Annotated in this window: 17 protein-coding genes and 2 pseudogenes; 15 read left to right on the top strand and 4 right to left on the bottom strand. The window is 39.5% G+C overall.

Annotated elements, in window-relative coordinates:
• Positions 1 to 12 precede the first annotated feature (12 nt).
• From ACT3S9_RS19310 to ACT3S9_RS19255, 12 genes and pseudogenes are all read left to right on the top strand, one after another.
• Positions 13 to 2,118, top strand: a complete 2,106-nt coding sequence (locus ACT3S9_RS19310; RefSeq protein WP_192532418.1) for a TonB-dependent receptor — start codon at positions 13 to 15, stop codon at positions 2,116 to 2,118.
• Positions 2,119 to 2,228: 110 nt separating this feature from the next.
• Positions 2,229 to 2,906 carry a TetR/AcrR family transcriptional regulator gene (locus ACT3S9_RS19305; RefSeq protein ID WP_192532419.1) on the top strand — a complete coding sequence of 226 codons (678 nt, stop codon included), beginning with the start codon at positions 2,229 to 2,231 and terminating at the stop codon, positions 2,904 to 2,906.
• A 49-nt stretch (positions 2,907 to 2,955) separates the two neighbouring features.
• Positions 2,956 to 3,915 carry an ABC transporter permease gene (locus ACT3S9_RS19300; RefSeq protein WP_192532420.1) on the top strand — a complete coding sequence of 320 codons (960 nt, stop codon included), beginning with the start codon at positions 2,956 to 2,958 and terminating at the stop codon, positions 3,913 to 3,915.
• 44 nt (positions 3,916 to 3,959) lie between these two features.
• Complete coding sequence (locus ACT3S9_RS19295) at positions 3,960 to 4,856, top strand: iron chelate uptake ABC transporter family permease subunit (protein ID WP_444751158.1); 897 nt, start codon at positions 3,960 to 3,962, stop codon at positions 4,854 to 4,856.
• Positions 4,853 to 5,632 (top strand): iron ABC transporter ATP-binding protein, encoded by a 780-nt coding sequence (locus ACT3S9_RS19290; protein WP_192532422.1) that lies wholly within the window; start codon positions 4,853 to 4,855, stop codon positions 5,630 to 5,632. Before ACT3S9_RS19295 ends, ACT3S9_RS19290 begins: the two co-directional genes overlap by 4 nt.
• Positions 5,629 to 6,600 carry a siderophore ABC transporter substrate-binding protein gene (locus ACT3S9_RS19285; RefSeq protein WP_192532423.1) on the top strand — a complete coding sequence of 324 codons (972 nt, stop codon included), beginning with the start codon at positions 5,629 to 5,631 and terminating at the stop codon, positions 6,598 to 6,600. Before ACT3S9_RS19290 ends, ACT3S9_RS19285 begins: the two co-directional genes overlap by 4 nt.
• 63 nt (positions 6,601 to 6,663) lie before the next feature.
• Positions 6,664 to 6,873 (top strand): annotated as a pseudogene (locus ACT3S9_RS19280) (transposase); the annotation flags it as partial.
• A gap of 214 nt (positions 6,874 to 7,087) precedes the next feature.
• A complete protein-coding gene (locus ACT3S9_RS19275) occupies positions 7,088 to 8,134 on the top strand; it encodes an NAD(P)H-dependent flavin oxidoreductase (RefSeq protein WP_192532424.1) in 1,047 nt (348 codons plus the stop codon).
• A gap of 273 nt (positions 8,135 to 8,407) precedes the next feature.
• Complete coding sequence (locus ACT3S9_RS19270; RefSeq protein WP_263972588.1) at positions 8,408 to 8,539, top strand: hypothetical protein; 132 nt, start codon at positions 8,408 to 8,410, stop codon at positions 8,537 to 8,539.
• A gap of 225 nt (positions 8,540 to 8,764) precedes the next feature.
• A pseudogene (locus ACT3S9_RS19265) lies at positions 8,765 to 8,928 on the top strand (IS3 family transposase); the annotation flags it as partial.
• Positions 8,929 to 9,136: 208 nt separating this feature from the next.
• Positions 9,137 to 10,102, top strand: coding sequence for an IS66 family transposase (gene tnpC / locus ACT3S9_RS19260; RefSeq protein WP_443487924.1), 966 nt, complete (start codon positions 9,137 to 9,139; stop codon positions 10,100 to 10,102).
• Between the two features lie 413 nt (positions 10,103 to 10,515).
• Positions 10,516 to 10,716 (top strand): hypothetical protein, encoded by a 201-nt coding sequence (locus ACT3S9_RS19255; protein WP_192532843.1) that lies wholly within the window; start codon positions 10,516 to 10,518, stop codon positions 10,714 to 10,716.
• Between the two features lie 948 nt (positions 10,717 to 11,664).
• Here the strand turns inward: ACT3S9_RS19255 and ACT3S9_RS19250 are convergent.
• The gene (locus ACT3S9_RS19250) at positions 11,665 to 11,931 is read right to left on the bottom strand and encodes an ATP-binding protein (protein WP_226916418.1); all 267 of its coding nucleotides are present in this window, start codon (positions 11,929 to 11,931) and stop codon (positions 11,665 to 11,667) included.
• Between the two features lie 1,042 nt (positions 11,932 to 12,973).
• The gene (locus ACT3S9_RS19245; RefSeq protein WP_192532844.1) at positions 12,974 to 13,531 is read right to left on the bottom strand and encodes a TetR/AcrR family transcriptional regulator; all 558 of its coding nucleotides are present in this window, start codon (positions 13,529 to 13,531) and stop codon (positions 12,974 to 12,976) included.
• Between the two features lie 138 nt (positions 13,532 to 13,669).
• Between ACT3S9_RS19245 and ACT3S9_RS19240 the strand changes: the two genes are divergently transcribed.
• Both ACT3S9_RS19240 and ACT3S9_RS19235 read left to right on the top strand, forming a co-directional pair.
• Complete coding sequence (locus tag ACT3S9_RS19240; protein ID WP_225741060.1) at positions 13,670 to 14,197, top strand: HPP family protein; 528 nt, start codon at positions 13,670 to 13,672, stop codon at positions 14,195 to 14,197.
• Between the two features lie 342 nt (positions 14,198 to 14,539).
• Positions 14,540 to 14,725, top strand: a complete 186-nt coding sequence (locus ACT3S9_RS19235) for a sigma factor-like helix-turn-helix DNA-binding protein (RefSeq protein WP_226898076.1) — start codon at positions 14,540 to 14,542, stop codon at positions 14,723 to 14,725.
• A 158-nt stretch (positions 14,726 to 14,883) separates the two neighbouring features.
• On the opposite strand, the gene ACT3S9_RS19230 is transcribed toward ACT3S9_RS19235, so the two are convergent.
• Positions 14,884 to 15,174 (bottom strand): hypothetical protein, encoded by a 291-nt coding sequence (locus tag ACT3S9_RS19230; protein WP_192532765.1) that lies wholly within the window; start codon positions 15,172 to 15,174, stop codon positions 14,884 to 14,886.
• A 190-nt stretch (positions 15,175 to 15,364) separates the two neighbouring features.
• Between ACT3S9_RS19230 and soxR the strand changes: the two genes are divergently transcribed.
• Positions 15,365 to 15,829, top strand: coding sequence for a redox-sensitive transcriptional activator SoxR (soxR, locus tag ACT3S9_RS19225; protein ID WP_192532764.1), 465 nt, complete (start codon positions 15,365 to 15,367; stop codon positions 15,827 to 15,829).
• 50 nt (positions 15,830 to 15,879) lie between these two features.
• On the opposite strand, the gene ACT3S9_RS19220 is transcribed toward soxR, so the two are convergent.
• Positions 15,880 to 18,966 carry an efflux RND transporter permease subunit gene (locus tag ACT3S9_RS19220; RefSeq protein ID WP_193039001.1) on the bottom strand — a complete coding sequence of 1,029 codons (3,087 nt, stop codon included), beginning with the start codon at positions 18,964 to 18,966 and terminating at the stop codon, positions 15,880 to 15,882.
• Between the last annotated feature and the right edge of the window lies 1 nt (position 18,967).

Raw genomic sequence — 18,967 nt, 5'->3', positions numbered from 1 at the left:
GATAGTTAAGAAATGCGCAGTAATAAGTCTACCTACTCACTGATAACACCAGCTTTGTGTTTAATTTTGCTGACAAACTCATTTATTTCATGGAGTGCTGCTGCACAAACAAGCATGCCGAACGATGATGAAGCAGAGAATAAAGGTATTGAAAAAGTGATTATTTATGGTCAAAAGCTTGAGCGTACTCTAAAAGAAACAGCTAACTCAGTACGACTTATTACTGCAGATGACATTAAAAAAAATGCAGATCAAGCCACCATCTCAGAAATATTACGAGGTACAGCAAACATTACCTTTGCAAGTAATACTGATGCGCCAATTATTCGTGGTACTGACACCAAGGGGCCTGTAAGTGATGGTAATGCATATTTATCTAAGCCTGTACCAAGTGCAACGATTAGTGTTGATGGCAGATATTTAACTTCAAGTGAACTTGGGCTAGGGGCCGCAGGTTTATGGGATGTAACTTCTGTTGAGGTATTTCGTGGACCACAAACCACCTCTCAAGGTGCCAATAGTATTGCTGGTGCTGTCGTTATAAAAACAAATATCCCCACATTTACACCTGAATTTGCGTTACAAAGTTTGGTTGGAAGCCGGAATAAAGTTCGTATTTCAGCTCTTGCATCGGGGCCATTAGGTGATGACTTTGCTGCTAGAATAGCGGTTGATTATAGCTCAAGGGATACGTTTGTCACTTACACAAACCCTGAGTTTACCGCTCATAACTTTGATTTAGACTTTAAAAATAAAGACTTACGTGCCAAGTTATTATGGCAACCAAGTGCTTTTGATGGTTTATCAAGTATGCTGACTTATGCGTATAACGAAGTTAAACGCCCTAGAAATGAAATTGTAACAGAGCCATACAGTAATTTAGAAAACTCATCTTTGTATCAAGATAATCAAGTGAGTAGCAGTAACGTTGGGTTATGGGATTTAGAATATGAATTTCATAACGGCGTCACATTGTCTAATCAAGCGCAATACTCAGAAGGAGACTACGATTATAACTTCGCTGCGCCTTATGCGGGTATAGCAATACGTACAAATAAGAATCTATCGGATGAATTGACCCTAAATATCAAAGATGAGAAAAATAAATACCAAGCAGTGGCTGGGCTTTTTTATTGGAAAGATAAAACAAATAACATATTGAATAATGCTTTTGGTCAAGCAGACGCGGATTTAGAGCATGAAAGTATTGCAGCTTATGGCGAGTTGGCTTGGCACTTTACGCCCAAGTGGGAGTTGACCAGCGGACTGCGATATCAAAAAGATACCATTAGCCATGAAGGTATGGCCACTTATGCTCCCGATCAATATTATGTTTATGAAAAAGCATTTGACATTTTACTCCCGAAATTATCGTTAACTTATAAAATTAATGACAGTATTAATGTCGGGGCTTTGGTTAATAAAGGCTATATACCGGGTGGAACCGGCTTAAACTTTCGTGCCGGTGAGTATTATACCTTTGATGAAGAGTACGCTTGGAACTATGAAATATTCACTCGTGCGGAGCTATTTAATAAAAAGCTAACAATCGATGTCAATGTATTTTATACACAATTTAAAGACTCTCAGCGAGCTGTCACTGATTACCTCGACGGCCGCCCATTTGGCACTATTATAGTTAATGCGGATGAAGCGAGTAGTTATGGTGTGGAATTAAACGCAATGTATGCACCAAGCGAAAGCGTGTCATTGTATGGAGGGATCGGTTTATTAGAGACTGAGATCAGTGAGTTTGAAGACTTCAGAGGAGAATCCTTTGTTGGTAATGAATTCAGTAAAGCGCCAGGTTATATGTTTAATTTAGGCACAAATTACAAAATAACCGATGGGCTATTATTGGATATTAATATGCGCTACAGCGACTCTTATTATTCATCAGACACCAATGAGCCTGAATTACGAGTTAGCGGTTACACCGTTTTGAACATGAATGCTTCTTATCAGTTCAGTGAAATGACCGAAGGGTTTATTTATGCCCGAAATGCGTTAGATAAACATGCCCCATTAGCAAAATTTAGTGACCGCAGTACCCAAGGTGAATCTGCTTATTTACTTGAACCTCGAGAGCTAGGTATTGGTGTCAGAATGAATTTTTAAGTTGCGTATTGCTTCATTTTTATTATTACGTTGCGACTGTTTTTAAATAAAACATTTTGTATATAGCGCATCCTCGTTAAAATGCTTTTTATATTATGAAGGAGTGCTCTATGAACGAAATAAATAATAAAACGGCGCAGCGTGGCCGACCTAATCGCATTTCGCGAGAAATTATTGCACGAACAGCGCTTGATATGGGCATACAAGACGCGACCTTAATAGGGGTTGCAAAGAAGCTAAAAGTAGACCGTTCATCACTGTATCATCATGTTAAAAGTCGTGATGATGTGATTCGGTTAGCCGCGGAAATTGCAGTAAAAGATTTGCAATGGCAAGCCCCTGCGGATGTGAGTTGGCGTGAAGAACTCATTATTCTGACTGATTCACTTTGGCAACTTTATGCGCAACACCCAGGGTTAGCGCAAGTGGTGCAACAAGCTAAAGTAACACCTATTGAAGGCATGCATGCTTTTGCAGAGTCGGTGATGCGACTTCAGCAAAAAGGGTTCTCCCTTAATGACGCTGTGGTGAGTGTTGATCTACTGGTCAATATGGTGTGCGATAGTTTTTTAGGGTGGTGGTCAACCGATATAGTTGAAGCAAATGGTCTGTTGCGTAAAGAGCGTTTAATTACGCTGTGGCAACAACAAGCTGATTTGCACCCTAATCGCGCAGAGCCAATTAATACCATGGTAGCCATTATGCAAGCAGGTTCGCTGCAATGGTGGGTAAATAAACGCGACTTAATTTTAGATGGTATAGCACTAAGATTAGACGCTGCTAAATAATATCACGACCAATGTAATCAGTTGAGTAGTGATGGCTAAAAGACAAAATATGACAGTTAAATCACAGTTACTCTTTTTATTTTTAATTACTTTAATATTTGCTTTCACCTCGCTTTTTTTAGGGGTCGCAGAAGTTCCATTACAAGCACTTACCAATGGCTCTCAAGATGCATGGTTTACAGTTCTAACAAGCCGTATTCCTCGGTTGTTTTCTTTAATTCTAGCCGGTGCTGGATTAGCTGTATGTGGTGTGATTTTACAGCAGGTAGTACAAAACAAATTTGCTGAACCTGCCACAACAGGCGGGTTAGATGCAGCTAAGCTTGGTGTACTTATCGCCGTTATTCAGTGGCCGGAGTTTGGGATACAAGGAAAAGCACTAAGCGCTTTACTCTTTTGTTTATTAACCAGTACATTTTTTGTGTTGTTTTTACGTCAAGTACGTATCAAAAGCACCATTTTAGTACCTGTATTAGGTTTGATGTATGGTAGTGTGCTGAGCGCTGTCGCTAATTTCTATGCTTATCAAAATAATTTAATGCAAAACATGCAGGCTTGGTTGTTAGGCGATTTTTCTAAAGTGATTCAAGGCAACTATGAAGTACTCTATTTCATTTTACCGATAGTCATTATTGCTTACGTTTTTGCACAGCGTTTTAGTATTATAGGCATGGGTGAAAGTGTCGCCACTAGCTTAGGACTTAATTATTTTGCAATGATGAGTATCGCATTATTCATCGTTTCTTTATGTGTTGCGACCATTATGGTAACGGTCGGAAGTTTGCCTTTTGTTGGCCTTGTTATTCCTAACTTAGTTGCTATACGTTATGGCGATAATATCCAAAAAACACTGCCTTTATCTGCATTATACGGCGCTTTATTTTTGATCATATGTGACATTATCGGGCGCTTAATCATTTATCCTTTTGAAATACCTATCGGCCTAACTTCAGGGTGTATAGGTGGTTTACTGTTTCTATTAATTTTAAAGAAAGTAAAACAGCAATGAAGCCTCTTAATATCAGTGTATACGCCTGTATTTTAACTTTACTCATGCTTTTTTTATTTTGGGATTCAGGTTTTGATTTTCAATATGTGATCCCGAATCGTTTAATACGTTTAGGAGCTATTATTGTCGGCGGTGTTTGCGTTGCTTTTGCGGCGATTTGTTTTCAGACAATCACTGAGAACCGTATTATAACTCCGGCAGTAATGGGGTATGAAGCGATTTACTTGTTATTTCAATCATCACTTATTTTAGTTTTAGGGGCTGCTAGTCAAATAGTTGTAAGTAAAAATCTAAACTTTGTTTTATCAACTTTGGTGATGATAACTTACTCATTTATATTACAACATTGGCTGCTTAAAAGTACCCGTAAGCAATTGTTCCACTTACTTTTAGTTGGGTTGGTAGTAACAATTGTGTTGAGTAGTTTTACCCAGTTGATTCAATTTAGTGTCAGTCCTGGAGAGTTTGCAATTTTTCAAAGCTATAGCGAGGCCACTTTTAATCGTGTTGATATTACCCAGTTGAGCATCGCAGCTGGCTTAACAGTCCTAGTATGTATTGCTTTAGTACAGCAACATAAATATTTTGATATTTTGTCATTAGGTCGTGAGCAAGCAATCTCATTGGGCATTGATGCCCAGCACTTTTTAAAATTAAATTTAGCTTTAATTGCCGTTTTAGTTGCGATTTCAACAAGCCTTTTAGGCCCCACTGCTTTTATGGGCGTATTTGTAGCAAATTTAGCTTATTCCTGTGCAAAAAAAGCCCGTCATTTAACAATATTATTCATGGGGGCAGGTATCGCTATCACATCCTTTTTAGTCGCCCAATTACTGGTAGAACATATTTTTAATTATCGTATCACGGTCAGTATTTTAGTTAATTTGATCTGCGCTATTTACTTTTTTGTCATTATTATTCGTCCTCGGAGTTATTTATGATATCAGTAAAAAATTTATATAAAACGTATCAAGATAAAGTCGTACTGAATGATATTAATATTGATTTTCCTGTACATAAAGTGAGTTCCTTGATTGGACCAAATGGTGCTGGGAAAAGTACTCTATTAATGACAATAGGGCGACTGTTAGCACAAACATCAGGAGGTATAGAGCTAAATAATAAAAATATTTACACAACACCTCTACGCCAGTATGCGTTGCAAGTCGCAACATTGAGGCAAACGCCCCATTTTGATTTGAAAATAAAGGTACGAGAACTTGTCGCATTTGGTCGGTTTCCTCATAACCGAGGTGCGCTTACGAAGCTAGATGAACGGGTTATCGATGATGCACTGGATTTTCTATCTTTAACTTCTCTTAGAAATGCTTATATCGATGAGTTAAGTGGTGGGCAGCGGCAAATGGCCTTTTTAGCGATGACAATTGCCCAACAAACACCGTATTTATTACTTGATGAACCACTCAATAATTTAGATATGAAACATGGCGCGCACATTATGAACGCATTAAGACGGCTATGTAACGAACAACAACGAACAATAGTTTTAGTCGTGCATGATATTAATTTTGCAGCAAACTATTCAGATCATCTAGTCGCCATGAAAAACGGCAAAATTCACAGCTCTGGCTCTATAAATCACGTCATTACTGAAGATAATTTACGCGACTTATATGAACTAAATATAGAAATTTTGCAGAGCAAAACAGGGACTATTTGTAATTACTTTAATTTAACAGCAGAGCAAAGACGATGACCCAACGAATAAAGCAATTATTTTCATTAACACTCCTTATAATTCTCAGTGGATGTGGGCCAGTTACTGAAGACAATGTGCAGGTTATAGACCAAAATAGCCAGTTTGAACCAATTAAAATTACCCATAGTTTAGGAACGAGCGTAATTAATTCGATACCTAAAAAGGTTATTGCTTTAGATATGAATGAAGTTGATACTTTAGCGCAATTACATATCCCAATAGCAGGTATGCCAAAAGACTTTGTTCCTCATTTTTTAGCTAATTTTGAAAAAGACCCGGATATTCAAGATTTAGGCGCAATTGTGCAGCCTAACTTAGAGCGAATCTATGCACTCAAACCTGATTTAATCTTAATTTCATCATTACAAGCAAACCATTACCAAGCACTCTCTAAATTAGCACCGACCTTGTATTCAGAGGTTAACTATATGCAAAGTAGTGATGACCAAATTAAAAAAATTGAAGAGCATATACTCTCTGTGGGGAAGATCTTTAACAAACAAGTTAGAGCGAATCAGGTTGTTGATAAATTAGAAGTCAAAATACAAAGCACACGAACGAAAATTGAAAACCGTTCTGAAACTGCAATGATAATCCTGCACAACAACGGTGCATTACGGTTTTTTGGCCCACAATCACGCTATGGATTTATTTATAGTGCACTAGGTATGAAGTCTGCAAGCCCTTCCGTTGAAGCGGGTTCCCATGGACAACCTATTTCCCATGAGTTTATTTATAAATATGATCCTGACATTATTTACGTCATTGATAGAACGGCCGTTATGGAGGGTAAATCAACAATAAGTTATCAGAATTTAGATAACCCATTACTACGTAAAACGAAAGCCTGGAAAAATAAGCATATTCATGTTGTTGATCCAGAAGCTTGGTATGTTACGGGAGCAAGTTACTCTGCTTTAATGATTATGATGACAGATATCTTAGTCGGCTATGATGCTGTTTAAAAAGATTTCTTAATTTTACGTGCGTAAATACGGTGCTGTGTAGTGGTACGAAAAGCCATTTAAACAACGAATGCCATTGAATCACTCAACAGCGTTATTCGCCGAGCGATTAAAAACCGTAAGCTATTTCCAAATGACGATTCTGCAAGAAAAATGATTTATTTGGCAATAAAAGAGGCATCGAAAAAATGGACGATGCCAATTCGAGACTGGCGTAATGCAATGAGTCGTTTTATCATTGAATTTGAGGAACACCTCAGTAAACATATTTAAAGTCTAAAAACGGGTAGTTACACAGAACCCGTTACAGGCTCCAAAAATATCTCTAACCCACGTTGTTCAACAACCTGACTATCAATAGAGTCATTCAGCAACTAAATAAACACTATCCTATACGTTTTTTATCCGCTTCTGTTACAGTAAGTCAGGTAAACCTCTAAATACCATAATTAAGATTGTAATCGATATTATAAACAGGAAGCCTGCTATGACCTTACTAGAAAAACTCGACATCACTTACCCTATCATCCAAGCCCCTATGGCAGGCGGCGCTACCACACCAGAATTGATAGCAGCAGTTAGCAATTTCGGTGGACTCGGCTCGTTAGGCGCTGGCATGACCGCGCCAACCGCTTTAAACGAGCAAATTAATACTATAAGAAATCTCACTGAGCGTCCTTTTATGGTTAATCTAATGGTACTATCAGACTATGATGCCAGCACCCTTGACTCTAAAGTACCAGAGTGGCTTGCTCAGTATTACAAAGAGCATAAAATAGCAGCCGTACTTCCTGACAGACCAGCGCAAAACTTTGCAGAGCAGCTACAAGTGCTCTATGACAACCCAGTTCCTGTAGCGAGCTTTACCTTTGGAATCATTAGTGCTGAGCAAGTTCAGCGTTTGCAGCAATTGGGCACGCGTGTGATAGGTACGGCTAATCATCCTCACGAGGCTAAAGCATGGGCAAAGATTGGTGCGGATGCCGTATGCTTACAAGGAATGGAAGCTGGCGGACATCGCGGTGGCTGGCTACCAGAAAGCGAATCCGATCCGTTGGGGTTACTGACTTTGATTAGTCGGACGCGAGCTTGTACTGATATTCCTTTGATTGCCTCAGGTGGCATCATGACCGGACAAGATATCAAAGTTATACAGACAGCAGGAGTGCAAATAGCTCAGCTTGGGACTGCGTTTTTGACTACAGATGAATCTGGCATTAATAACGTTTATAAGCAAGCACTACTAGATGTCAGTCTTGGTAAACGTAGTGCTGAAACACGTTTGACTCGATTATTCTCAGGCAAACAAGCTCGAGGCCTTGTTAATAGCTATATTATTGATTTTTATGAGTTTGATAACAAAAGTAAACTGCCGCATTATCCCCAATTAAACGCTATGACTGGGCCCATGCGCAAGACGGCTGAAAAAAATAAAGATCCAGAACATCTATCATTATGGGCGGGGCAAGGCGTTACTCAGGTGAAACAAGAGCGTGCTATTACTTTGTTAGAGCGGCTGGTACAAGCGTTGTGAGCATTAGACAACAGCCATTCTCGATAATGATCCCTACCACTACTTCTAGACACGCGGCCAAATAAGTACAATAATCATTGAGGTACTTATGACAACAACAAATAAACCACTTAAAACTCATACGACTGAATTTAAAAAATAAGCCAATCTGTTCACTGTAAAAATAGGTGTTGCTACCACTACTAGAAATTTAGACATTCATGAATCGCAAATCTATGACCTGCGCAATAAGCTTCAGCAAAAGAAAAGCTGATAGAAAAGTAGCTGAAAGAATTGACATCTACTGTAGCGACCACTTTATTAGTCATAGCAGGCGATAACCCAGAGCTTAAAAAAGAATCATCTTTCGCTGCGTTATGTGGTGTTAGCTCATTAGATGCTTTATTAGGAAAAGCAACGTCATAGATTAAATCGTGGAGGTGCAAGAGATGCTAACAACGCATTATAGACAGTCGCTTTGATAAGAAAGCGAAGTAATGCTCGGACAAAAAAATATGCATTAAAATGCTCATCCAAGGTAAAGCAAATAAAGAAATTCAGCGATGCTTGAAACGTTATATAGCAAGGTAGTTATATCCAATTATTGTTTCTGACTTATCTAATGTGAGTTGATATTGACATAGGAGCGTCAACGCACCAATGGAGCGATTTTTTAGAAGCGTTAAAACGGAATGAATGCCAAAGGTTGGATATGGAATTTTATAGGTGCTAAATATAGCGTTAGTGATTATATCAACGGATATTACAACAGCGTTAGGCAGCATCATTATAATGCCGGTTTAGCGCGCAATTAAGCCCACAGACTAATGTTAATGCTACCTATGCATAATTACCTCAGTATATTAACCTGAGGTAATTATGAATAAACAGCAAGAAATAAAACACTGGCAAGGCATCTTTAAGCAGCAAAAATAATCACCGCACCTAAACCTAAACAACCAATACCGGGGAGTATTGCCAGCCCCGAGGCATTAGCGGCGGTTGTGACAGGCAGATACTGCGATGCCTTACCACTTTAATCGTTTCGTTGAAATACTGGGCCGTGGCGGCCTTGAACTATTGCGCGGAACATTAGCTAATTGGTGTATTAAAGCGGGCCTGCTTATCAGCCCATTAGTGGCAGCCATGCAACTTCACTTGCTTAGTGAGCACAGTTTATGTGCCGATGAAACCCGTACACAAGTGTTAGATGAAGGTGATAACCCTAGCAGCAATTCTTACATGTGGGTTTATCGCAGCAATAAGGTTAGCCGTGAGCCTGTCGTGATTTACGATTACCAAGCAGGTCGAAGTCGCGCTTGCGCAAAAGAATTTCTTGCAGGTTATCAAGGCTATTTACAGTGCGATGGCTACCGTGTTTATGACGGTATTGAAGGCATTACCCCTGCTGGTTGTTGGGCACACGCTAGGCGGAAATATGACGAAGCCTTAAAAGCAGAATCTAAAAAAAAAGGCCGTGCGCATAAAGCCATCAGCTTTATCAGCCAATTATATAAACTGGAAACCCACGCTAAAAACAAAAAGTTATCTCCTCAAGCGCGGTATCAGTTACGACAAGAAAAAGCCTTACCCATATTAATGCACTTTAAAGCATGGCTTGATGAAGCGAGTGATAAAGTGACCACAGCGAGCTACATTGGAAAAGCGATAAAATATACCCTCAATCAATGGCCGAAATTAATGCGGTATAGTGAAGATGGCGAACTAGGGATTGATAATAATATTACTGAGCGAGATATTCGGCCGTTTACCACTAGTAGGAAAAACTGGCTATTCTCAAAGTCAATTAATGGTGCCCAAGCAAGCGCCACACTCTATAGTATTGTGATGACGTGTCGTGCCAATGACATCAATCCTTATTACTACTTTATGCATTTATTTAAAACGTTGCCGAATCGAGATGTGGGTGATGATGATTTTACCGACCTAATACAGTGGAATGTGCAGCTAGACTCCGATTATAGCTAAGCGCACTGCTTAATGTTACCAGCAATGCAAAAATGATCCACTTCAATAATTGAAATTTGATCCAGTTAACTTAACACTGGTGCTTTTGGATAAGCACCATGATTTCAAAAGAAGAGTTCATGAAAATAAAAGTCTTAGCCATGCAAGGCATGTCTCAACGAGCCATCGCTAAACAATTGGGCATATCGATACCTTCAAGGTGACTTTGACGCACCGCATTATTCTACTCGTCAAACGGGTATTTCAAATTAGAGGTCTTTAAACTTTATTTACATTCTTGATTAGCTAAAGCGGCTCCAACCTGTTGCACCATCACTGCCGGCAGAAGTGACAATGCCTGCATTTGATCTGTCCTCGGAGACTCAACTGTTACACCATGATTTAAATATTTACGCGCTGTTTTCGGAGGCATTATGAACTTACAATTAGCACGTTTGCATGAACTAACAGAGGAGCTTCAACTCGCTGGTGTTGAAACGAACGCGACAGCGCTAGCGCAGCAAGCAGCAAAAGAAGAATGGGATTATTTACAGTTTTTAGAGCGCATACTACAAAGCGAGCAGATGCACCAATGTAAACAGGTTATGTTTACATGTATGGCTGAATTTCCGTAATTAAAAATCGTTCGAGGAATTTGATTTTACGTTTGCCATTAGTGGCTTAAACTACCTATTAGAGGTTAATTTATTCTGTTAGAAATAATACTTTTACGCCTGCTATTTTCCAAAAAAATCCTTAGTTAACTTTATTTTTACTTCTTATAAAGCTAGATTTATCTAACACTTCAGAAGCATAATTCCGTTACAGCTGACCTGCTAAATGCGTTACAGCGCATGACATTCATAGCGTTACAGCGTGCGCTGTAACACACCCAGCACGTAATAATTATAAAATACGAAAGCACGATAGTGCGAAGTAGTTTATTGATTGAAAGCGTGTTGTTCAGACCAGTGTCGTGACTAGTAGCCAACTACAATAGACTCCACTAGTTCGTAAGCGTATAGCTAACGACACCTAGCCTTCTTAATGTTCCAAGGTAACAGTAGCGCTAGGTTATCAGGCTGCTCAGCTAAGTGCTGTAAGCAAGTAGAAATATAATCATGCACCATAAGGTCATTGGCCTTTGCGGTTTATGCCGAAAGAAAAACTATGCCGAACCATTTGGCTAGACCCTTATAATACAAAGATACTTGCATATTATTGCTTCGGCATAGTGTTATCTAGTAATCCCACTAATAATTAATTTACGGAGAAAGATTATGAGTTCTTGGCATTCTACAAGTGTAAAAAAACAATAACGTGACCTCATACGGACCTTTGTATCTAGAGTCAATTAACTAGACTGGTTGACACTAAATTTTTTCTGCTCTTAATTGAACGCTATTTTTCGCCGGTAACTTTTACCTTCGCAATGAGTAATAGTTGTATCATCGAATAGTTTGTCTGATGTGATGATCAGCTGTGTCACTCATAGCGATGTGCTATCAATTCAAACTGTGCGCTCGTTTCCTGTTCCATTTTTCGAACGCAATCAACGATTAATAAGCTGTATTTATCGAACTTTAAAAGTCACCTTGCAAGCGCAAGCGTCTGATTTTATGGAAAATAGCTGACGCGGTAACAAACTTAATTGTATGGCTTTGTTCGATAAGCCTATAACCGATGCTACTGGCGATATGCACTGGCGGCAAACAAAAATACATTACCACAGTGCTCAAACCACCCTGCTGATTTGTTAAATCAGCAGCAAGAGTAAAGCCTAAGGTGTTTACTTCATTGCGTGTCGTAAGTTTAATATAGTATCGCATCGCTGTGGGCTCGATTTTCACTCAGGCATTCCGCAGTTGAAACATGGTGGCAAGCTTTAACTATTTCAGCATTAAAGGTAACGAGGCCGTTAATTTATCCATGTAGACCTCCAAGTATCATGCTGCTATAAGCGCTTAAACTGTGTTGCTTTATTGTCATTGTGGGTATGTTTGAAGCAATCACCAAAATTTTCGCTTCGGATAGTCGGTAATTGTCGCTTAATACACCGTAATTACGCAACTAAAGTTCATTATACATTAGATCGTTACATAGAAGAAAACATCAGAAGTCAATAAAAAGCAACATTTTTACCAATATCGCTATAAGGAATTAAAGCAACAGCTAGAGAAGCATAAGAAAGTGCATCCAACGCAGGCTGCTATATTTAAATGTATTTTTATACGTGAAGACCTATGAGGCAAACACGCAATTTAACATAAAAATAGCTATCGTAAATGCTAATTTACAAGAGCTATATTTCAATTAGAAAATAGGCTAGATTTTTGGGGTGATATTAATTTTTTGCTTTCTTCAAAGTGAATTATTTACACTGAATAACTTACGTAAGGGCAATGAGCTGTTCTAGGTTTAACCTGCGTAAGAATATTAACATCTCGTTTTGACCATTCACTAGGTGGTACTGAATTAATGCCCATCGATGTACTAATATACCCTCTTTATGCGTATGTAAATTCACTGCGACCTTAATCATCTAAAAATACAGCAAGACGTGTTCTGTAAAGTATCGCGCAGAGCCCAGTATTTATAGTTACTAATATACACATTGAATACTTTGCATAACACTAATAGGGTAACGCTCTCGTTGATTCAATTTCTCGATTAACGAGAATTGTTCAGGGAAGCAGATATCAAGAGAGCGGTGGTGAATTCAATAGGTCAATACAACACCTTACAATCGATAATTAGGTAGTTATGACTGACTTATCAAAACGTGGTTTAAGTGATATTGTATGCAAATAGAATAACATTTCTTTCTTAATGGGTGGCCAAAATCACCGTACCACTACAGTTTCACCAGTCAATGAAGTTGTTATTTCTCCTTTAGAATTTTTTTCCTAGCGTTTGAATCACTAACCTATAAATGGGTCTATACAGTGTTATATCATCAAATTCAGCTCGAACAATCATGCCTTCTATGAAGGCCATGATGGCTTCAGATTTAGCCTCTACTTGCTTTTCATCGAAATCAGGAACATTCGAAATAATATCCTTGATTAGGGCTTTCAGCCATTGTTTATGCATAGATGCTGAATCCGCAATGACGCTATCAGATTCTTTAAATTCCGACATGGCATGCATAAACATACAACCATGAAAATCCTCAGCACCAAACCATTTGAAGTGCCAATCAACCAGTGCATCTAATTTTTCTTCTGTGCTCATTCCGGAGGTGATCACATCACCCAATCTATCTTCAAAATGTAAATGTCTTCGATCAAGAACCGCCAATATCAATTTATTTTTTGAACCGAAATGACGATACATCGAGGTTTTCGATATGCCTGCCTTATCACGAATAAGATCAACTCCAACGGCTGTGTACCCATTCGTATTAAATAAGGATTCTGCAGTATCTAATATATTTTCTTTGGTGCTCATAAATTAATTTCCGAATTTTTAGATAAAACAATTGCAAAGAATGTACAAGTCTGTACCATCCTTAGCGGTGGTACAGGTCTGTACCAGAGGCAATGTACCACGATTTTAATCGATAGCGTTATTTTTAAGGAATTAATTATGAAAAAATTAAAAGGAGGCGGCTCACTTCCGCCACGTCCATCATTACTTCTGCTTACAAAAGGCTTAATCGGTGGAACGCTTGGTATCTTTTGTCTGTGTATTCTCGGTCAGTACTCAGGAGCACCTTGGCTAATGGCCCCCTTTGGTGCCACATGCGTTATTTTGTTTGCTGCATCAGCCTCACCCCTTGCCCAACCAAGAAATGTCATCGGAGGTCACTTAATTGCTGCTTCAGTGGGTCTGGCTGCGCTCTACGGTTTAGGTGACTCATACATTGTTATGTCCGTAGCGGTCGGCGTATCAATCATGGTCATGCAATTTTTACGAATGGTTCACCCGCCAGCCGGCGCAAATCCAGTCGTGATTATTCTTGCAGGAAAATCTGTTGTCGGTTTGAGCTTTTTATTCACACCCGTTTTAGTAGGCAGTGTACTGCTTGTTATTATCGCGTCTCTTATTAACAACTACGGTGTTAAAGATGGTTGGCCTGTGTACTGGCATGGATTTGGTAAAAGTCGAGGATAATAGCGATGTCTTTACTAACGTTGTCTCTGTCTAGGACTCTAGATAAAAACACATTAGATGAAATTACTGATATGCTAACCAGCGTTACACAACTAGGGTGGATTGGGTGACTGATATCACATATGTTGCAACGTGGAGTGGCTGCATATTCTCTCCAGCTTTGATCACTAAAATCACTTGTAAATGATCACTTTTATGCTCTTAATGATTTTGCCGATCAAAGCTTAATACCACTCATAACCGAGTTCACGTTTTATCATTTTTGTAGGTGTGTTAAACCGTTATCTGAATCGTTTGATGAGGATAACAACAATAAAAACAATGACAACAAGACCTATATCTATGAGTAAATTACATTCCATTTTACGGCTGAAGTACTCAGCACAATTATCCCATCAAGAGATTGCCAGAAGTTTAAATATTTCAGCTGGTACTGTGGCTAATTACCTTAAAAAGGCCAATGAGTTAGGATTAAATCAATGGCCAATACCAGAGGGTAAACAGCAAAATACATTCCTCGGCAGATGAGAAAGTGGTCAAAAGAGCTGTTTGAATATCCATAAAAAATCCGTAATTAGCGAAACTAATTACGGATTATTCACGATCATTTAGATCGGTCAACCGATCAATTAACCTTAACTGATCGGCATTAGCATATTTGGTCGGCTTATTGCCTCGCATATAGCTTAGGCATCAACTGCGTTATTTTTGTTACTTTTAACATAAGGCTTAACGAACTGTGCGTGGGTAATTTTAACTTTTGAACTCAGTTTTTGTAGTCCATGCCTCCTGTAATTGCTAGATCCGCAAGCCTCCATAGCTAATTTAACATCGAGTAGCATTTTTTTACATATCATCGCTAACCATTTGCTTCGCGAATACTTACCTTTCCATTGGATCTCACTGGATCGATAAACGTAATGCACATAAAAAATAGACTTTGCAATATCAACACCTACTTTAGTAATGTTACTCATGCGTTTATCCTCAATCGAACGTGATTTTTTGACAATTATCATTGTGGCCTAAAAATGCCAATTCGTCAGCTTGAGGAAGAGTACATCTAAAATAACCTACAGGTCTTTAGTGTATTCACAAAATAAGTCTCTCTTGAATAAACAGGGGGATTACCTTAAACTCACACCTAAAGTTAACTTTAGGTGTGAGATGGTTATTGGCGGTTCTTTAGAGATTAATGCGCCCCTGAAAGTAGGTGAGGTAGCTAAGAGAGCGGGTGTCACCATTGCAACCCTACATTTTTATGAAAAGAAAGGCTTGATATTTAGCAGCCGTAGTGACGGTAACCAGCGCCTTTATTCAAGAGATGTATTAAGGCGGATAGCAATAATTAAAGTAAGTCAAAATGTTGGGATTCCATTAATTGAAATTAAGCAGGCCTTGTCTGTGTTACCCAAGTTTGCAGCCACTACACAAAAAGATTGGCAAGTTCTATCAAGCAACTGGCATGCGACTCTTGATGCAAAAATAAAAAAATTAGTGTTGTTAAGGGATCAATTAGAAAACTGCATTGGATGCGGCTGCCTTTCAGTTAAAGAGTGCCCAATACGTAATCCTGGTGACATATTGGGGAAACAAGGTAGTGGCGCAGTATTACTACGCACAAAACCCTGAACTTTTATGATGACTATTTTAAGTGTCTAATTAAAATAGTCATCTAAGGATTAAAAAGTACTGTCAGGTGAGTTAATAGACCTCGTTATAGATACCTTTTTGGTTGAATACGCTGCACGTATATTTGCTATTAATATGTAGAATACTGGCAATATAAATAATGTGAACAAAGTGCCAATCACCATGCCGCACACTATTACTACTCCCAATGCAAACCGACTGTTGGCTCCGGCGCCATCAGCAAATAAAAGCGGAATTAAGCCAAATGTCATCGCTGCGGTGGTCATTAAAATAGGCCGAAGTCTAACCGATGCCGACTGCAACACAGCATCGAGTGCTGAGCACTTCTTATTGGCCTGAAGTTCGTTTGCAAATTCAACAATCAATATTCCATGTTTACTAATTAGCCCTATGAGGGTAATTAAGCCAATTTGGGTGTAAATATTGAATGAAGCATAACCTAGCGCCATTGGCAAAAGTGCACCAAACAATGAAAGCGGCACAGTGATCAATACAATAAATGGATCGATAAACGAGCCATATTGGGCGGCTAATACGAGATAAATAACCAGCATCGCCGAAGCAAAGGCAAATAACAAGGTGCTACCTTCTTGCTTGAACTGTCGCGTTTCTGACTGCCAGTCATAGGAGTAAATAGCCGGCAGTGCCGCAACTTCACTTTCTAAAAAGCTAACAGCTTCACCCATCGATATGCCAGAGTTGAGAATGGCTTGTAGTGTTGCAGAGTTTTGCTGATTAAACTGCGCAAGTCGGTTCGCATCAACTACCGTCTCTATATTGGCGATAAGTGATAAAGGAACTAAGTCACCACTTTTGGCACGGACATAGTAGCTATTGATATCAATGGAAGACTGACGTTGAGATGCTTTTAGCTGTGGAATAACATCATAGGCCCTGCCTTCGATAGAAATTCTGTTAATGTAATTCTCGCCCACCAAAACAGACAGCGTGTCGCTTATTTCGGCCATATCAATGCCTATATTATTCGCTTTGACCTTATTTACCGTAATGTTGATGACAGGTTTATTGAAAGCTAAGTCACTGTCTACCACAGCAAAGAGTCCACTTTGACGGGCTTTTTGTTTTAGCTCTTCCATCACCCTATACAAGGCGGTGTTTTCCCCAGTTGATTGTAGAACAAGTTGCACTGGAAGCCCTCCAGTGGATCCGGGCAGTGGAGAAAGTTGAAATGCAAAGATACTGCTACCTTCGACTTCATTTACTTTGGCTTGTAGTTCTCCTTGAATAAGCGATGCCCCTCGTTCTCTGTCATTCCATGTCGATAAGTTAATACCTCCAAAGCTATTTGCCGGCCCGTCATTACTATTGATGATCCATGTGCTGGTTGTTTCAGGTATCGACATATAAATTTCATCAAGCTCTCTATTAAAAGTTTCTGCATAATTTAAGTTCGCATTTTCAGGGGCTTTTATGGCTGTTAGTATATTAGCTTGGTCTTCAATCGGGGCCAGCTCACTGGTCGGTAACTTAAATAGCAGTATCAGACTCATAAAAATCACCAGAGCAAAGCTATAAACTATCCATCTGCGTTTTAACAGTTTCTGCAGCACACTTTCATAACGTGTAGTGAGTCGTGTAAATAAAAAATCAGGGCACTTTGATAGCAATGTGGTGTGTGAGTGGGGCTTTAATAACATTGCGCTCATAACCGGGGATAACACTAGTGCTACAACACCTGATACCACTACCGCACTGGCTAAGGTTAGGGCAAATTCTTTAAAGAGCGCGCCGGTTAATCCTTCAATCAGCGCGATAGGTGCATAAACCGCGACTAGGGTTAGAGTCATCGCGACCACTGGGCTGGCCACCTCACGCGCCCCTTTTACTGCCGCCTGTAACGGCGTTAAGCCTTCTTCGATATAACGGTGAATATTTTCGACCACCACAATCGCATCGTCTACTACCAAGCCAATTGCGAGGATCATCGCTAATAAGGTGAGCAAGTTGATACTGAAGCCAAATGCCATCATCAGTGCTGCTGCGCCGAGCATCGAAATGGGAATAGTCATAATGGGAATTAAGACACTGCGCAGCGAGCCTAAACTCAGCAGAATAACAACCATGACTATTATTATCGCCTCAATAAGGGTTTTTATTACTTCGTTAATTGATGCATCAATAAACCTCGCAGTTTCAAACGCAAGCTCTACTTGCACGCCCGGAGGCAGTTTGGCTTCTATTTTGGGTATAAGACGTTTTATCTCAGCAACAATAACCAGCGGGTTGCCTTTAGGTGTTGGAGATAAGCCTATATGCACGGCGGGCTTGCCATTCATCAATGCGCTGGTATCTGAGGACGTTCCGCCATATTCGACCGTTCCGATATCTTGAAATCGCACCAAGCCATTTACATCATCTCTGATAACTAATGAATTGAAGTCTTCAATCGAGGTTATATCAGTGTTAACTCTTATATTGGCCATCACATAAGCGCTTTTGATGGTACCTGGCGCAGATTGGATATTATTACGCTTTAAGGCCGTTAACACTTCTGTTGCGGTGACATTACGTGCAAGCAGTTGGTCGTTATTGAGCCATATTCTAATGGCCATATCCTGGCCACCAAAGTTTTGCACTTTAGACACGCCCTCTATTTGCGAAAACAGTGGTTCAACCTCTCGAGACAAATAGTCTGTTAACTGAGGGATACTAAGACTGTCGCTAGAAAAACCAACATAGGCAACTGCAGTGGACTCGCCATTGGTTAATTCAATAACCGGATCAAATGCTTCTTGCGGCAGCTTGTATTTAACCGCATTGACCTTGGTGACCACATCAGTCATCGCTTTAGATGCGTCGCTATTTAATCGCATTCGAACAGTAACCGTACTTTGGTTTTGATTGGAAATGCTAGAGATAAAATCAACATCGCTTACTGATGCGAGTGCTTGTGAAATAGGTTGCGTAACAAAGCCTCTCATCAAATCTGCCGACGCACCGGGATACGTTGTGTTAACCGATATAGTGGCACTCTCTAGTTGAGGGTATTGCCTGATAGGGAGCTTGGTTGTTGCATAGAGTCCGGCTAATACAATAAGTACGCTAATAACGACAGCTAATACCGGGCGGGCAATAAAATAATCGGTGAATTTCACG

The sequence above is a fragment of the Pseudoalteromonas sp. AOP31-A2-14 genome (genome assembly GCF_052378035.1).
Lineage (GTDB): Bacteria > Pseudomonadota > Gammaproteobacteria > Enterobacterales > Alteromonadaceae > Pseudoalteromonas.
Note: the sequence above shows the minus strand (reverse complement) of the source record. Positions and strands in the feature narration are given on the sequence as shown.

Bases quoted from the DNA above. Each gene is read 5' to 3' on its own strand.
- ACT3S9_RS19290 (WP_192532422.1), top strand. From the start codon at position 4,853: ATGATATCAGTAAAAAATTTATATAAAACGTATCAAGATAAAGTCGTA.
- ACT3S9_RS19240 (WP_225741060.1), top strand. From the start codon at position 13,670: ATGAAAAAATTAAAAGGAGGCGGCTCACTTCCGCCACGTCCATCATTA.
- soxR (WP_192532764.1), top strand. From the start codon at position 15,365: ATGGTTATTGGCGGTTCTTTAGAGATTAATGCGCCCCTGAAAGTAGGT.
- ACT3S9_RS19310 (WP_192532418.1), top strand. From the start codon at position 13: ATGCGCAGTAATAAGTCTACCTACTCACTGATAACACCAGCTTTGTGT.
- ACT3S9_RS19275 (WP_192532424.1), top strand. From the start codon at position 7,088: ATGACCTTACTAGAAAAACTCGACATCACTTACCCTATCATCCAAGCC.
- tnpC (WP_443487924.1), top strand. From the start codon at position 9,137: ATGCCTTACCACTTTAATCGTTTCGTTGAAATACTGGGCCGTGGCGGC.
- ACT3S9_RS19300 (WP_192532420.1), top strand. From the start codon at position 2,956: ATGACAGTTAAATCACAGTTACTCTTTTTATTTTTAATTACTTTAATA.
- ACT3S9_RS19295 (WP_444751158.1), top strand. From the start codon at position 3,960: ATGCTTTTTTTATTTTGGGATTCAGGTTTTGATTTTCAATATGTGATC.
- ACT3S9_RS19285 (WP_192532423.1), top strand. From the start codon at position 5,629: ATGACCCAACGAATAAAGCAATTATTTTCATTAACACTCCTTATAATT.
- ACT3S9_RS19230 (WP_192532765.1), bottom strand. From the start codon at position 15,174: ATGAGTAACATTACTAAAGTAGGTGTTGATATTGCAAAGTCTATTTTT.
- ACT3S9_RS19255 (WP_192532843.1), top strand. From the start codon at position 10,516: ATGAACTTACAATTAGCACGTTTGCATGAACTAACAGAGGAGCTTCAA.
- ACT3S9_RS19245 (WP_192532844.1), bottom strand. From the start codon at position 13,531: ATGAGCACCAAAGAAAATATATTAGATACTGCAGAATCCTTATTTAAT.
- ACT3S9_RS19305 (WP_192532419.1), top strand. From the start codon at position 2,229: ATGAACGAAATAAATAATAAAACGGCGCAGCGTGGCCGACCTAATCGC.
- ACT3S9_RS19235 (WP_226898076.1), top strand. From the start codon at position 14,540: ATGAGTAAATTACATTCCATTTTACGGCTGAAGTACTCAGCACAATTA.